The sequence below is a fragment of the Micromonospora sp. NBC_00421 genome, assembly GCF_036017915.1.
Lineage (GTDB): Bacteria > Actinomycetota > Actinomycetes > Mycobacteriales > Micromonosporaceae > Micromonospora.
On sequence record NZ_CP107929.1, the window covers coordinates 6,655,373 to 6,669,579 of the forward strand.

13 protein-coding genes are annotated in these 14,207 nt (G+C 74.2%); 9 read left to right on the forward strand and 4 right to left on the reverse strand.

The features are described from left to right. Window positions 1-103 precede the first annotated feature (103 nt). The 7 genes from OHQ87_RS28710 to glmM all read left to right on the forward strand — a co-directional run bounded on the left by OHQ87_RS28710 (window position 104) and on the right by glmM (window position 5,745). Window positions 104-805, forward strand: coding sequence for a class I SAM-dependent methyltransferase (locus OHQ87_RS28710; RefSeq protein ID WP_328342929.1), 702 nt, complete (start codon window positions 104-106; stop codon window positions 803-805). Window positions 806-929: 124 nt separating this feature from the next. After that, a complete protein-coding gene (locus OHQ87_RS28715) occupies window positions 930-1,187 on the forward strand; it encodes a DUF6364 family protein (RefSeq protein ID WP_328342931.1) in 258 nt (85 codons plus the stop codon). Beyond that, window positions 1,165-1,470, forward strand: coding sequence for a type II toxin-antitoxin system PemK/MazF family toxin (locus OHQ87_RS28720; RefSeq protein WP_328342932.1), 306 nt, complete (start codon window positions 1,165-1,167; stop codon window positions 1,468-1,470). The genes OHQ87_RS28715 and OHQ87_RS28720 overlap by 23 nt, the downstream gene beginning before the upstream one ends. A gap of 340 nt (window positions 1,471-1,810) precedes the next feature. Continuing rightward, window positions 1,811-3,124, forward strand: a complete 1,314-nt coding sequence (locus OHQ87_RS28725; protein WP_328349034.1) for a nitrate/nitrite transporter — start codon at window positions 1,811-1,813, stop codon at window positions 3,122-3,124. A 211-nt stretch (window positions 3,125-3,335) separates the two neighbouring features. Continuing rightward, window positions 3,336-3,779: a 50S ribosomal protein L13 gene (gene rplM / locus OHQ87_RS28730; RefSeq protein WP_328342933.1), complete on the forward strand. Its 444-nt coding sequence runs from the start codon at window positions 3,336-3,338 to the stop codon at window positions 3,777-3,779. Window positions 3,780-3,799: 20 nt separating this feature from the next. After that, window positions 3,800-4,273, forward strand: a complete 474-nt coding sequence (gene rpsI, locus OHQ87_RS28735) for a 30S ribosomal protein S9 (protein WP_328342934.1) — start codon at window positions 3,800-3,802, stop codon at window positions 4,271-4,273. A gap of 116 nt (window positions 4,274-4,389) precedes the next feature. Then, the gene (gene glmM / locus OHQ87_RS28740; protein ID WP_328342936.1) at window positions 4,390-5,745 is read left to right on the forward strand and encodes a phosphoglucosamine mutase; all 1,356 of its coding nucleotides are present in this window, start codon (window positions 4,390-4,392) and stop codon (window positions 5,743-5,745) included. Window positions 5,746-5,814: 69 nt separating this feature from the next. Here the strand turns inward: glmM and OHQ87_RS28745 are convergent, their stop codons facing one another. Both OHQ87_RS28745 and OHQ87_RS28750 read right to left on the reverse strand, forming a co-directional pair. Next, a complete protein-coding gene (locus tag OHQ87_RS28745) occupies window positions 5,815-7,011 on the reverse strand; it encodes a pyridoxal phosphate-dependent aminotransferase (protein WP_328342938.1) in 1,197 nt (398 codons plus the stop codon). A gap of 44 nt (window positions 7,012-7,055) precedes the next feature. After that, entirely contained in the window at window positions 7,056-7,547 is a 492-nt protein-coding gene (locus OHQ87_RS28750) for a hypothetical protein (RefSeq protein WP_328342940.1), read from the reverse strand. Window positions 7,548-8,410: 863 nt separating this feature from the next. Here OHQ87_RS28750 and glmS point away from each other — a divergent pair. Further along, complete coding sequence (glmS, locus tag OHQ87_RS28755) at window positions 8,411-10,324, forward strand: glutamine--fructose-6-phosphate transaminase (isomerizing) (protein WP_328342942.1); 1,914 nt, start codon at window positions 8,411-8,413, stop codon at window positions 10,322-10,324. A 29-nt stretch (window positions 10,325-10,353) separates the two neighbouring features. On the opposite strand, the gene OHQ87_RS28760 is transcribed toward glmS, so the two are convergent. Both OHQ87_RS28760 and OHQ87_RS28765 read right to left on the reverse strand, forming a co-directional pair. Further along, on the reverse strand, window positions 10,354-12,093 hold the full coding sequence (locus tag OHQ87_RS28760) for an alpha/beta hydrolase (RefSeq protein ID WP_328342944.1): 1,740 nt from the start codon (window positions 12,091-12,093) through the stop codon (window positions 10,354-10,356). Next, window positions 12,090-12,386, reverse strand: coding sequence for a hypothetical protein (locus tag OHQ87_RS28765; RefSeq protein ID WP_328342946.1), 297 nt, complete (start codon window positions 12,384-12,386; stop codon window positions 12,090-12,092). The genes OHQ87_RS28760 and OHQ87_RS28765 overlap by 4 nt, the downstream gene beginning before the upstream one ends. 332 nt (window positions 12,387-12,718) lie before the next feature. Here OHQ87_RS28765 and OHQ87_RS28770 point away from each other — a divergent pair, with 332 nt between their 5' ends. Then, on the forward strand, window positions 12,719-14,188 hold the full coding sequence (locus OHQ87_RS28770) for an NAD(P)H-hydrate dehydratase (RefSeq protein ID WP_328342948.1): 1,470 nt from the start codon (window positions 12,719-12,721) through the stop codon (window positions 14,186-14,188). Window positions 14,189-14,207: the final 19 nt, after the last annotated feature.

Sequence of the window (14,207 nt, forward strand, 5' to 3'; positions counted from 1 at the left end):
TTTCGGTCCTGTCAAGAGCGGCTCACACCGCACGGGGGCACGGGACCGGTCGGCAAGGTCTATGATGTGAGACAGGAATCTTATTATGTGAGAGGGGTGGATCATGGACGTGACGGCGGCCTTCGATGCGGTGGCGGGCTCCTACGACCAGGCCCGCCGCCGGCTCGTCCCCTGCTTCGACGACTTCTACGGCACCGCCGTCGAGGTGGCCGCCCCACCGCTGCGGGCCGCGCTCGCCGCGGGGCGTACCCCCGAGGTGCTCGATCTGGGTGCCGGCACCGGGCTGCTCTCGCTGCTGCTCACCGCAGCGCTGCCCGGGGTGCGGGTGACCCTGGTCGACGGCGCCGCGCGGATGCTCGCGGTGGCCGCCGACGGGCTGACCGCCCGGGGGGTGGCGCACCGCACCGTCGTCGCCGACCTGGCCGACCCGCTCCCCGCCGGGCGGTACGACGCGGTGGTCTCCGCCCTGGCCGTGCACCACCTCGACGACGACGGCAAGCGGGCGCTCTACCGGCGGGCGGCCGGGGCGCTCGTCCCCGGCGGGGTGTTCGTCAACGCCGAGCAGGTGGCCGGCCCCACCCCGACCCTCGACCGCCGCTATGACGACGTCTGGCTGGCGCAGACCGCCGCGCGCGGCTCGGACGCCGACGAGATCGCCGCCGCCCGGAAGCGGATGCGGCACGACCGCCCGGCGTCGGTAACCGACCAGTGCCGGTGGCTTGCCGACGCCGGCCTGGTCGACGTGGACTGCTTCTACAAGGCGTGGCGGTTCGCCGTCTTCGGCGGCCAACGTCCGACCGCCTGACCCGTTCGCCGCCTGACCCGGCCACCGGCCACCGGCCTGACCCCGGTCGCCGCGCGGCGACCGGTCGGTGGTCCGGCACGCGGACGGGATGACCGCTGGTCATACCGAGGGTACGATCGATGGCATGACTGCCAAGGTGACCCTCTCGTTCTCCGACGAGACGATCGAGGAGGCCCGCCGGTTCGCCAAGCGGGAAGGGCTCTCCCTCTCCGCATGGATGGACCAGGCCGCCCGGGAGAAGGCGCTGCGGGAGGTGTTCACCGCCCACGCCGAGGCGGTCGGCCGGGCCGGGCTCGACCTGGAATCCGCCGCCCTCGCCGATGCCCGTGAGGTGGGCATGGTCACCGACGCGCTCTTCGGTGGTCGCCCACGTGCTGCGTAGGGGAGAGGTCTGGCGCATCGAGGGTGCCCGCGAACGGCTCGGGCTGGTGATCAGCTCCGACGTCTACAACTCCACCGACGTGCCGATCGTGATCGTCGCCGAGGTGGTCGAGACCGCGCTGCTGCGCGACTCCCCGCTCGCCGTGCCGATGGGTGCCAACGTGGTGATGCCCGACCGCCTGTCGGCCCCGATGAAGAAGTGGTTCACCGAGTGCGTGGACGTCGCCGACACCGAGACCATGCAGCACGTCGCCCGCGCGCTGCGCATCCTCCAGGAGCTCTGACCCCCTCACCACCGGTTGCCGGCCGACGTGCGATCTCCGTTTCCGGAACGACCCACGGGGGGCACCGTCGGGAAACCGGCCCTGCCTAGCGTCCTGCTCACATCGATGAGGAGGAGTCGCCGTGAGCACGCTCGCCAGCAGCACCGCCGCCGATCCACCCGCCGCCGGTCCGCAGGTCGCCACCGATCCGCAGGTCGCGACCGACGTCCCGCCGGCCGCCGACCCGCAGCGCGCCGCAGCCGACCCGCAGCGCGCCGCAGCCGACCCGCAGCGCGCCGCAGCCGACCCGCAGCGCGCCGCAGCCGGGCCGTCGGCCGCTGCCGCCGGAGGGCGGCACCGGATCGACGACTGGCGTCCCGAGGACCCCACCTTCTGGCGGACGACCGGAGCGCCGATCGCCCGCCGTAACCTCTGGGTGTCGATCTTCGCCGAGCACGTCGGGTTCTCGGTGTGGAGCCTCTGGTCGGTCACCGTGCTCTTCCTCGGCCCGGCGTACGGCATCGACCCGGCCGGGAAGTTCCTGCTCACCGCCGTACCGGCCGCGCTGGGGGCGGTGCTCCGGCTGCCGTACACCCTGGCGGTGGCCCGGTTCGGCGGGCGGAACTGGACGATCGTCAGCGCGCTGCTGCTGCTGGTGCCGGCGGTGCCGATGGCGGTGCTGCTGGAGCCGGGGGTGTCGTACTCCACGCTGATGGTGCTGGCCTGCCTGACCGGGGTCGGCGGCGGCAACTTCGCCTCGTCGATGGCGAACATCAACCTGTTCTTCCCGGACCGGCTCAAAGGCCGGGCGCTCGGGCTCAACGCCGGGGGCGGCAACCTCGGCGTACCGGCGGTGCAGCTGGTCGGGTTGGCGGTGCTGGCCACCGCCGGGGCGGCGTACCCCCGGTTGGTGCCGGCGGTCTACCTGCCGCTGATCGTGCTGGCCGCGCTCGCCGCCGCCCGCTGGCTGGACAACATCCCGGACGCCCACAACGAGCCCGGCGCGCTGCGCGAGGCCGCCCGCGACCGGCACACCTGGGTGATGTCGCTGCTCTACGTGGGCACCTTCGGCTCGTTCATCGGCTTCGGTTTCGCCTTCGGTCAGGTGCTCCAGCTCCAGTTCGCCGAGCGGTTCCCCACCCCGGTCGACGCGGCCTGGCTGACCTTCCTCGGGCCGCTCGTCGGCTCGCTGATCCGGCCGCTCGGCGGGCAGCTCGCCGACCGGCTGGGCGGTGCCCGGGTGACCTTCTGGAACTTCGTCGCGATGGCCGCCGGGGCCGGGCTGGTGCTGTACGCCGCCCGGGAGCGGTCGTTCCCGCTCTACCTGGCCGGGTTCCTGGCCCTGTTCGTCTTCTCCGGCATCGGCAACGGGTCGACGTACAAGATGATCCCGGCGATCTTCCGGGTCCGGGCGGCGGCCGAGGCGGAGCTGACCGGCGACCCGGTCGCGGCGCAGCGTCGGGCCCGGCGACGCTCCGGGGCCCTGATCGGCATCGCCGGCGCGATCGGCGCATCGGGTGGGGTGCTGGTGAACGTGGCCTTCCGGCAGTCCTTCCTCACCTCGGGCAACGCGGACGCCGCCTACCTGGCCTTCATCGGCTGGTACGCGCTCTGCTTCGTGGTCACCTGGGCGGTCTACCTGCGGCCCGGTCCGGGTAAGCTGATCGGTGTGTGACCCTGGTCATGCGACGACACCGCAGGCCACGCCGGTCGGCCCCCCGTTTTGACCAGCCCACGGGGTGCCGGGTATCGTTGCCTGCTGTTGTACGACATCCAGAGGCGTGCCGCTCAGGTACGCTTGGTCGTTCGTGCGCGCTGGTCCGGCCGGGAAGCCTCTGGTCACCTCGGCGCGCGACCCCAGACCGACGACGAGACAAGGTAGACCTGTGCGTACGTACAGCCCGAAGCCGGGTGAGATCGAGCGTCAGTGGCACGTTATCGACGCCTCTGATGTCGTGCTGGGCCGCCTGGCCACCCACGCCGCCACGCTGCTGCGCGGCAAGCACAAGCCGACTTTCGCGCCGCACGTCGACACGGGCGACTTCGTCGTCGTCGTGAACGCGGGCAAGGTGGCGCTGACCGGCAACAAGCGGCAGACCAAGGTCGCCTACCGGCACTCCGGATACCCGGGTGGCCTCAAGCAGATCGGCTACGAGGAGCTGCTGACCAAGCGGCCCGAGCGGGCCATCGAGCTGGCCGTGAAGGGGATGCTCCCGCACAACAAGCTCGGCCGTCAGCTGATCAAGAAGCTGAAGGTCTACGCCGGTGCCGAGCACCCGCACCTGGCGCAGCAGCCGGTGCCGTTCGAGATCAAGCAGATCGCGCAGTGAGCGAGGGCGAAGGAAACAGCATGACCGACATCACCGAGACCGAGGTCGCCCCCGAAGCCCCCGAGGCCACCGAGGCGCCCGCGCCCGTCGCCCGCGCGCCGTATGGTGACCGGCCGATCCAGACCGTCGGCCGCCGCAAGGAGGCCATCGTCCGGGTCCGCATCGTCCCGGGCACCGGCAAGATCACCTGCAACGGCCAGGAGCTCGAGTCGTACTTCCCGAGCAAGGTGCACCAGCAGCTCATCAAGGACCCGCTGGTCACCGCCGAGAAGCTGGAGCAGTTCGACGTCATCGCCAACCTGCGTGGCGGCGGCACCACCGGCCAGGCCGGTGCGCTGCGGCTGGGCATCGCCCGTGCGCTGATCGTCAACGAGCCCGACGACCGCCCGGCCCTCAAGAAGGCCGGCTTCCTGACCCGGGACGCCCGGGTCAAGGAGAGCAAGAAGTACGGTCTCAAGAAGGCCCGTAAGGCGCCTCAGTACTCGAAGCGCTGATCAACTACAGCGCGTTGTACTTCTGACGAACGGCCGGGTCCGCCTCCCCTGCACGGGAGGCGGCCCGGCCGTTCCGCTTTCTCCACTCATCGCAGTTGCACCGGAGGTTCGCGGGTATGGGGCGGTTGTTCGGCACGGACGGCGTACGCGGGCGGGCGAACGTGGATCTCACCCCGGAGCTGGCGCTCGCGGTGGCGGTGGCCGCCGCGCACACGCTGGCCGAGTCGGACCGTAGCCACCCGCCGCTGGCGGTGGTCGGCCGGGACACCCGGGCCAGCGGCGAGATGCTGGAGGCCGCCGTGGTCGCCGGCCTCACCAGCGCCGGCGCGAGCGTGGTCCGGGTCGGTGTGCTGCCCACCCCCGCCGTGGCGTTCCTGACCGCCGAGGCCAAGGCCGACCTGGGCGTGATGCTCTCCGCTTCGCACAACCCGATGCCGGACAACGGGATCAAGCTCTTCGCCGCCGGTGGGCACAAGCTCCCCGACGAGATCGAGCTGCGGATCGAGGCGGCCGTCGAGGCGAACGCCACCACCGCCTGGGACCGCCCGGTCGGCGCGGGGGTCGGTCGGGTGCACGACCTGCTCGACGGCGCCGACCACTACGTACAGCACCTGGTCGGCACCGTGCCGCACCGCCTCGACGGCATCAAGGTCGTGGTCGACTGCGCCAACGGCGCCGCCGCCGAGGTCGCCCCGGTGGCCTACCGGGAGGCCGGCGCCGAGGTGATCGCGATCCACGCCGAGCCGGACGGTCTCAACATCAACGACGAGTGCGGTTCCAACCACCTCGACAGCCTGCGGGCCGCGGTGATCGAGCACGGCGCACACCTGGGCCTCGCCCACGACGGCGACGCCGACCGCTGCCTGGCGGTCGACGCCGACGGCGCGGAGGTCGACGGCGACGAGCTGATGGCGATCCTCGCGCTGGCCCTGCGGGATGCCGGCGGGCTGACCGGGGACACCCTGGTCGCCACCGTGATGAGCAACCTCGGCCTGCGGTTGGCCATGTCCGCGCAGGGCATCCGGCTGGTCGAGACCAAGGTCGGCGACCGGTACGTGCTGGAGGAGCTGCGCGCCTCCGGCCTCGCCCTCGGCGGCGAGCAGAGCGGTCACCTCGTCATGCCCGCGCACGCCACCACCGGCGACGGGGTGCTCACCGGGCTGCACCTGATGGCCCGGATGGCCGCCACCGGCCGGTCCCTGGCCGAGCTCGCCTCGGTGGTCACCAAGCTGCCGCAGGTGCTGATCAACGTGCCGGTCGGCGACCGCACCGTCGGCGCCACCGCACCCGCCGTCCGGGCCGAGGTCGAGCGGGCCGAGGCCGAGCTGGGGGAGACCGGCCGGGTGCTGCTGCGCCCGTCGGGCACCGAACAGTTGGTCCGGGTGATGGTCGAGGCCGGCACCGAGGAGATCGCCCGGTCGGTGGCCGAGCGGATCGCCGACCACGTCCGCACCGCCAGCCCCGCCGCCTGACGCCCGGTGCGGCCTGCCGGGCGGGATGATCGCCGCCGGGCGGGTGACCGGGATGTCGGTGGGGTGCGGTCAGCGGGTGGCGGTCAGGGCGCGCAGCCGGGTGACGGCTTCGGTCAGCACCTCGGGGCGCTTGCAGAAGGCGAACCGGACCAGGCGGCGGCCGGCGTCGGCATCGTCGTAGAAGACCTGGGTGGGTACGGCGACCACGCCGCAGCGCTCCGGTAGGGAGCGGCAGAACTCCAGCCCGTCCCGACCGCCGAGACCGGTGATGTCGGCGGTGACGAAGTACGTCCCCTCCGGGGTGAGCACCTCGAAGCCGGCGTCGGTCAGACCGCCGATCAACAGGTCCCGCTGCCGTTGGAGAGCGTCCCGGAAGCCGGTGTAGTAGTCGTCGGGCAGGGCCAGCGCCACGGCGACCGCCGGTTGCAGCGGTGCCGCGTTGACGAAGGTGAGGAACTGCTTGACCCGCAGCACCGCCGACACCAGCGCGGCGGGGCCGCTCACCCAACCCACCTTCCAACCGGTGCAGGAGAACGTCTTACCGGCCGACGAGATCCGCAGCGTGCGCTCCCGCATCCCGGGCAGGGTGGCAAGCGGCAGGTGCCCGGCGGCGGCGTCGGTGAAGACGAGGTGCTCGTACACCTCGTCGGTGACCGCGTACACGTCGTGCTCCCGGCAGAGATCGGCGACCAGAGTCAGTTCGTCGGGGGTGAAGACCTTCCCGGTCGGGTTGTGCGGGGAGTTCAGCAGCACCAGCCGGGTACGCGGCCCGAACGCGGCCCGCAGTTCTGCCGGGTCGAAGGCGTACCGGCCGTCGTCGGCGGGGCGCAGGGTGACCGGCCGCCGCACCGCCCCGGCCAACGCGATCGACGCGGCGTACGAGTCGTAGTACGGCTCGAAGCAGACCACCTCGTCGCCCGCCTCGCAGAGCGCAAGGATGCTGGCGGCGATCGCCTCGGTGGCTCCGGCGGTGATGACGATCTCGCCGTCCGGGTCGTACCCCAGACCGTGGAAGCGGCGTTGGTGCTCGGCGACGGCGCGACGCAGCTCCGGGATCCCCGGGCCGGGCGGGTACTGGTTGTGCCCGGAGCGCAGCGCCTCCGCGGCGGCGGACAGCATCTCGGGCGGCCCGTCCGTGTCCGGGAAGCCCTGGCCCAGGTTGACCGCTCCGGTCCGGACGGCGAGCGCGGACATCTCGGCGAACACGGTCGTCCCGAACGGGCGCATCCGGGCCACCAGCGGGTCGACATCGGTCGGTGTCGTCACGTCCGTCAGCCTACGGCCCGCCGACCGGGCGGGCAGTGGCCCGGTCAGCGGACCGGTCTGGCGTGGCACTGCACCCGCCAGCCGTCCGGACCCACCGCGTCGGTCACCCGGGGGCGGCCGGTGACCGTGGTGGCGCACCGGAAAGCGCCCTCGTTGCCGACCGTGCGGGCGGCGCTGACCAGCACCCGGTCCGGGTGGTCGGTGCGTAGCTCCAGCCGCCACGGCAGCGGTACCCGCTCCTGCTGGACGAAGGTGCCGGCACCGTCGTAGAGCTGGAGGTCCACCGGGCCGGTGCCGGTCACCTCGTACGTCACGGCGTACCGGCCCGGACCGCTGGCCGGCACGGTGGCGGGCGCGGACGATGGGTACGGCTGCGGGCGCCATCCGGACTCGGGGTCGTCGGGGTGACCGTCGTCGTATGGGTCCCCGGTCGCCGTGTCCGAGCCGATCCCGCCCAGCAGGGCACCGCCCCCGCAGAAGCAGGCGCAGAGGCCGACGACGAGCACCACGACCACCGCGAGCACGATCGCCACCACCTGACCGGCACCGGTGGAGGTTCGCCCACCCGGCGGTGGGTACCCGGGGTGGGCGAACGGCGGCGGGTAGCCCGACGGCGACCAGCCGTGACCGGGCGGACCGCCGGGCGTCGACGGGGGTGCGCCGGGCCAGCCGTGACCGGGCGGGCCGCCGGGAGTCCCGGGGAGCGCGCCGGACCAGCCGACAGGAGCGGGCGTCCCGGGAGCCGGGCCGGGCCAGCTTGCGGAGGGGACCGTGCCGGGCCAGCCGGTGGGAGGGACTGCGCCGGGCCACCCCGAAGGAGAAGCCGTGCCGGGGTCGTCGGCGGGAGGGGGTGGGCCGGGGGGAACCGGGCCGGCCGGTGGGCCGTCGGTCGACGGTCCGCCGGGCCACGGGTCGGGGGCCGCCCAGGGTTGCGGGACCGCGAGCGGGTCCGGAGGGGTCCAGGCGGATGCGCCGGGCGGCGGGGCGGTCGTCGGGTCCGCGCCGGCACCGCCCGGATGAGCCGGTGGAGGGCCACCGCCGGGGCTCGGGATGCCCGGGTCGCCGGCGGGGATCGACGGATCGCCGGCCGGGGGAGCCGGGTCGCTGGGCGGGGTCGGGGGATCGGCGGGTGAGGGCGCGGGGTCGCTGGGTGGGGGCGCGTCGGACATGGTCGCTCCGGGAACGGATGAGGAGGAAAGGGGTGAGTGGGCCGTCCCTGGGACGGTCCAGGGTCGCCGAGAGACTGTCGTACCGCCGGGCGACCCGCAAGCCCGTGCGGTCGGACGGCTGCGGCGCTCGTCCGGTTGTCGCCGGTCGTCGACCGATCGATCAAGTTCGGTGATTGTTTACCCGGCTTCCGCGCACGCATGATGAGCGAAACTGGGTTAGGCTGCGGACCATGTGTGGAATCGTGGGTTACGCCGGCTCGCGCCCGGCGCTCGGCATCGTGCTCGACGGGTTGCGCCGGCTGGAATACCGGGGTTACGACTCGGCCGGGGTCGCGATCGTCTGCGACGACGAGCTGCTCACCGAGAAGAAGGCCGGCAAGCTGGCCAACCTGGAGAAGGTCCTCTCCGAGCGGGCCGCCAGCAACCCGGGGGACTGCGCCGCCAGCCCGGTAGGCATCGGCGACGGCACCACCGGCATCGGCCACACCAGGTGGGCCACCCACGGCGGGCCGACCGACCGCAACGCCCACCCGCACGTGGCCCCCGACGGCCGGGTCGCCGTGATCCACAACGGCATCATCGAGAACTTCGCCAAGCTCCGCACCGAGCTGGAGGACGCCGGCGTCCAGTTCACCAGCGACACCGACACCGAATGCGCCGCCCACCTGCTCTCCCACGCGCTCACCGAGCTGCGGGCGGCCGGCGGGACCGACAACCCGCAACTGCTCGCCGCCGCGATGCGGGTGGTGTGCCGGCGGCTGGAGGGCGCGTTCACCCTGCTCGCCGTCGACGCCGCCATCCCCGGTGCGGTGGTCGGTGCCCGGCGCAACTCGCCGCTTGTGGTCGGTCGCGGTGACGGAGAGAACTACCTGGCCAGCGACGTGGCGGCATTCATCGAGCACACCCGCGAGGCGGTCGAGCTGGGCCAGGACCAACTCGTCCTGATCACCGGCGACAGCATCGAGATCACCGACTTCGACGGAGAACCGGCCACCGGCAAGGACTTCCACATCGACTGGGACTCCTCGGCCGCCGAGAAGGGCGGCTACGACTGGTTCATGCTCAAGGAGATCGAGGAGCAGCCGCAGGCCATCGCGGACACCCTGCTCGGCCGGCTCACCGAGACCGGGGAGATCGCCCTCGACGAGGTCCGCCTCAGCGACCAGGACCTGCGCGACGTCGACAAGATCTTCATCGTCGCCTGCGGCACCGCGTACCACTCCGGCATGGTCGCCAAGTACGCCATCGAGCACTGGACCCGGATCCCGTGCGAGGTGGAGCTGGCCAGCGAGTTCCGCTACCGCGACCCGGTGCTCGACCGGTCCACCCTGATCGTGGTGATCTCGCAGTCCGGCGAGACGATGGACACCCTGATGGCGCTGCGGCACGCCAAGGAGCAGAAGGCCCGGGTGCTGGCCATCTGCAACACCAACGGCTCCACCATCCCGCGCGAGTCCGACGCGGTGCTCTACACCCACGGTGGCCCCGAGATCGCGGTCGCCTCGACCAAGGCCTTCCTCACCCAACTGGTCGCCTGCTACCTGATCGGCCTGCACCTGGCCCAGGTGCGCGGGATCAAGTTCGCCGACGAGGTCGGCGCGGTGGTGGCCCAGCTCCAGGAGATGCCGGACAAGCTGCGCGAGCTGCTCGGCCGGATCGAGCCGGTACGGGAGCTGGCCCGGGAGCTGAAGTCCGAGCCGACCGTGCTCTTCATCGGCCGGCACGTCGGCTACCCGGTGGCCCTGGAGGGCGCGCTCAAGCTCAAGGAGCTGGCGTACATGCACGCCGAGGGGTTCGCCGCCGGTGAGCTGAAGCACGGCCCGATCGCCCTGATCGACAAGGGCACCCCGGTGATCTGCGTGGTGCCGTCGCCGGTCGGCCGGGGAATGCTGCACGACAAGGTCGTCTCCAACATCCAGGAGGTCCGGGCCAGGGGGGCGCGGACGATCGTGATCGCCGAGGAGGGCGACGAGGCGGTGGTCCGCTACGCCGACCATCTGATCTACGTGCCGCGTACGCCCACGCTGCTCGCGCCGCTGGTCACCACAGTGCCGTTGCAGGTGTTCGCGGCCGAGATCGCCGCCGCCCGGGGGCACGACGTCGACCAGCCGCGCAACCTGGCGAAATCGGTCACCGTGGAGTAGGTGACTCCGCGTCACCGTCGGTGGCCCGGTCATCGGCCGAGCACGATCCGGGCCATCCCGTCGAGGGCCGGGTTGTCGGGCTCCCAGTAGCCGGTGTGGCCGTCCCGGCTGCTGGGGAAGGTCCGGCCACCGAAGCCCGGATCGCTCGGATCGTGCCCGAACCACAACTGGTGGTCGTCCGGGCGGAGCAGCCAGGCGGCGCTGGCCAGCGGCGAGGTGGCCAGCACCGCCCGGCCGGCCAGGTCGCGGGGCGGCTCGACCAGCGCGATCACGTCGTCGCGGGCGGTGCTCGACCAGACCCGGTCCGGGGGCAGCCCCAGCGCCCCGGCCCGGTCCACCCCGACGCCGGGTGACCCGACGAAGGCCAGCGCGTCGGCGGCCAGCCCGTGGTCCCGGGCGGCGCTGCCCACCACCAGCGAGCCGTAGCTGTGCCCCAGTACGGTCTGCCGGGCCGCCGGCCCGTCGTGGGTGGCGCGCAGCCCTTCCTGGAAGCGGTGCAGCGCAGGCCCGGCGTCCCGGGCCTGGGCCGGCGAAGAAGCCTCGGGCAGGAAGTCGGGGGCGTCGTAGTCCAGCCAGAGCACCGCCGCCGTCTCCTCGCCGGGAGCGATGACGGTGCACCTGGCCTGCACCCGGGCGGCCCGGCTCAGCTCACCAGGGACGTCGGCGAGGTCGCTTGTCATCCCCGGCACGTAGGTCAGCACCCGACCGGCCCGGTCCGGGTTGCCCAGCGCGACGATCGCCCGTCCGTCGCCGCGCGGGTCGAGCCCGAGCAGGTACGCCCGGGGCGTCGTCGTCGAGGCCAGCCGACCGGCGAGCCCGTCCAGGACGGCCAATGCCCGATCGATCCGCCGCAGACCGGTGCGCTCGCCCGGCCGGTGGCTCGACAGCGACAGCCGTTCGGTCGACAGGGCCTCCCGGTGGCCGGCCAGCAGCAACCGGTTCGCCTGGTCCCGGGCCGCCGCAGGCACCCCGTCGCGCGGGCCGATCCGGGCCGGTTCGTGGAGCACCAACCAGCGCCGCTGGGCCGGGGTGAGGGCGGCCCACCAGGCGCGGACCACCCCCGGGGTGGCGTCGTCCGCCGGTCGGCCCGGTGGTGGCCGCTCGACCCAGCCGGTGCGGGCCGCGCCGGACAACTGGGCCAGCCGGGCGGCGGCCTCCCGGTCGGCCGCGTCGGCCAGCGCGAGCGCCTCCCGCAGCGCCGCCGCCACCTGACCCACCGCCGCCGGCGGCCCCACCCCGCCGCCGGCACCGCCCCCGGCACTGGCACCGGCACTGGTCGCGTCCGGGCCGGCTCCGGGGCCGGGAGCAAGGCCACGGGTGTCGACCGCGCCGGTGCCGACCGAACTCCCCGCTGGGGAAGAGCGGGCACCCGTAGCGGCCGGGAGTACCCCCGCCTCGGGGCCGCGCCAGGTCGGCGGGACCGCCCGGACCCCGCCGTGCCGGTCCACCGCCACGCCGGTGCGGTCGGCCAGTGCCACCGCCTCGGCGAGCCGGCCCTTGGCCACCCGGAGCCGACCGGCGAACTCGGCGAGCACCTGATCGGTCTCGACCAGCGCCGGCAGGATGGTGGCCAGCTCCGACCGCAGCCCGTCGAGCCGACCGTCGGCCGCCGTGGCCGCCCCGCCGCGCCAGCCCGCCCGCAGCGCCGTCGCCCGGTCGGCCAGCCCGGCCCGCCGCCGCCCGACGGGCGCGTCCAGCCCGCGCCAGGCCACCCCCGCCGCGTCCCAGTCGCCGGGGGAGGCGGTCCAGAGCTGGGCGTACCCGATCATCGGGGTCGGCCGACCAGTCGCCCGGCGGCCCGGTCGTCGGCCGCCGTGTACGCCTCGGCGGCGGCCCGCAGGGCGGCACCGGTCTCCGCCACCCGGACGCCGAGCGCCCCGTGCCAGGCGTGCACCGCCGACTCGAGCCCGGCCAGGGCGGTGCCGGCCCGCCACCCCGGCGCGGACAGCACCAACCCGGGTCGGCCCACCAACCCCTGCGCCAACGCGTACGCCTCGTCGGCCAGCCCGCCGGCTGCCACCCGCAGCACCGACAGGTCGACCTCCACCGGCTCGTTCGTCATCGCCCGCCTCCCGCGCTGTCGGCTCGCCTCGTCGTCGACCCGCCTCATAGGCGACCCGCACTCTCGTCGGCCCCCGCTGCCGACCGTGGCACCGACGCTAGGTGACCGGGCCCCGGTCGAGCCGGCCCTGTGGACGACGGGCGACGGGCGGAGCCGAGGGTTGTCCACAGGTCTTGCCTGGCGTGCCGCCGGTGGCTAGTCTGCCGCCCCGGCGCCGGTAGGGTGATCCGGGCCATGATGGACGCGGGACGCCGACCGCGACGGACGGGTCGTCCCGGGACGGAACGGACGCCGGAGCGGGACAGCCGGTCGGCAGGACAGACGGGGACGGTATGGAACCGGTGTGGCGGGTGGCTGACGTACGCGCGGCGGAGGCCGGCCTGATGGCCACCCTGCCGCCCGGGACGCTGATGCAGCGGGCGGCGGCCGGGCTGGCCCGGCGCTGCGCCCTGCTGCTCGCCGACCGGGGCGGGGTCTACGGGGCGCGGGTGCTGCTGCTGGTCGGCTCCGGCGACAACGGCGGTGACGCGCTGTACGCCGGCGAGCGGCTGGCCCGGCGCGGCGCGCAGGTCTCCGTGCTGCCGACCAGCGACGGGCGGACGCACGCCGAGGGGCTGGCGGCGTTGCGGGCTGCCGGGGGGCGGGTGGTCGACGCCCTGCCCGCCACCGTCGACCTGGTGCTCGACGGGATCGTCGGGATCGGCGGCACCGGCGGGCTCCGGGAGACCGCCGACCGACTCGTCGCCGAGCTGTCCGAGTTGCGGGGCCGCGACGGCGGCCGGGCCACCGTCGTCGCGGTGGACGTGCCCAGCGGGGTGGCGGTGGACACCGGAGACGTGCCGACTGACACCTCCGGCCGGCCCCGCGCCGTGCGGGCCGACGTGACCGTGGCGTTCGGCGCGCTCAAACCGGCCCTGGTGGTCGGCCCGGCGGCCCCGCTCGCCGGGCAGGTCGAGCTGGTCGACATCGGGCTCGGGCCGTGGCTGCGCGGCACCCCCGCGCTGCGGGTCACGCAGTGGTCGGACGTGCGCGACTGGTGGCCCCGCACCGGCGCGGCCTCGGAGAAGTACAGCCGGGGCGTGGTCGGGGTGGCCACCGGCTCGCGGACCTACCCGGGGGCGGCGGTGCTCTCCGTGGGTGGCGCCCTGGCTGGCCCCACCGGCCTGGTCCGGTATGCCGGCGGCGCCCGGGAGGTGGTGGTCCGGCAGCACCCGTCGGTGATCGCCACCGACCGGGTCGCCGGGGCCGGCCGGGTGCAGACCTGGGTATGCGGTTCCGGTCTGGGCACCGACGAGCAGGCCGGCGCGGAGCTGCGCGCGGTGCTGGCCGCACCGGTGCCTGTGGTGCTCGACGCGGATGCGCTGACCCTGCTGGTGGACGGCTCGCTCGCCGACCGGCTGCGCCACCGGGACGCCCCGATCGTGGTCACCCCGCACGACCGGGAGTTCACCCGGCTGTGCGGCGAGGAACCGGGGGCCGACCGGGTCGCCGCCGCGTTGCGGCTGGCCGCCTGGATGAACGCGACGGTGCTGCTGAAGGGGGACCGCACGGTGGTCGGCACGCCGGACGGCCGGGCGTACGTCAACCCGACCGGTAGTCCCGCGCTGGCCACCGGGGGCACCGGGGACGTGCTGGCCGGACTGCTCGGTTCGCTGCTCGCCACCGGACTGGCCCCGGAACGGGCGGCGGCCGTCGCGGCGTACCTGCACGGGCTGGCCGGGCGGGAGGCGGCCCGCGGCGGTCCGGTGACCGCGCCGGACGTGGTGGCCGCGCTGCGCCCGGTGGTGGCCCCGCTGCTCTGACCGGCCCACCGGGGCGGGG

Excerpts from the sequence above, each read along its gene's own strand:
- OHQ87_RS28715 (WP_328342931.1), top strand. The coding sequence starts at position 930 with ATGACTGCCAAGGTGACCCTCTCGTTCTCCGACGAGACGATCGAGGAG.
- rpsI (WP_328342934.1), top strand. The coding sequence starts at position 3,800 with ATGACCGACATCACCGAGACCGAGGTCGCCCCCGAAGCCCCCGAGGCC.
- OHQ87_RS28760 (WP_328342944.1), bottom strand. The coding sequence starts at position 12,093 with ATGATCGGGTACGCCCAGCTCTGGACCGCCTCCCCCGGCGACTGGGAC.
- OHQ87_RS28770 (WP_328342948.1), top strand. The coding sequence starts at position 12,719 with ATGGAACCGGTGTGGCGGGTGGCTGACGTACGCGCGGCGGAGGCCGGC.
- OHQ87_RS28765 (WP_328342946.1), bottom strand. The coding sequence starts at position 12,386 with ATGACGAACGAGCCGGTGGAGGTCGACCTGTCGGTGCTGCGGGTGGCA.
- glmS (WP_328342942.1), top strand. The coding sequence starts at position 8,411 with ATGTGTGGAATCGTGGGTTACGCCGGCTCGCGCCCGGCGCTCGGCATC.
- glmM (WP_328342936.1), top strand. The coding sequence starts at position 4,390 with ATGGGGCGGTTGTTCGGCACGGACGGCGTACGCGGGCGGGCGAACGTG.
- OHQ87_RS28710 (WP_328342929.1), top strand. The coding sequence starts at position 104 with ATGGACGTGACGGCGGCCTTCGATGCGGTGGCGGGCTCCTACGACCAG.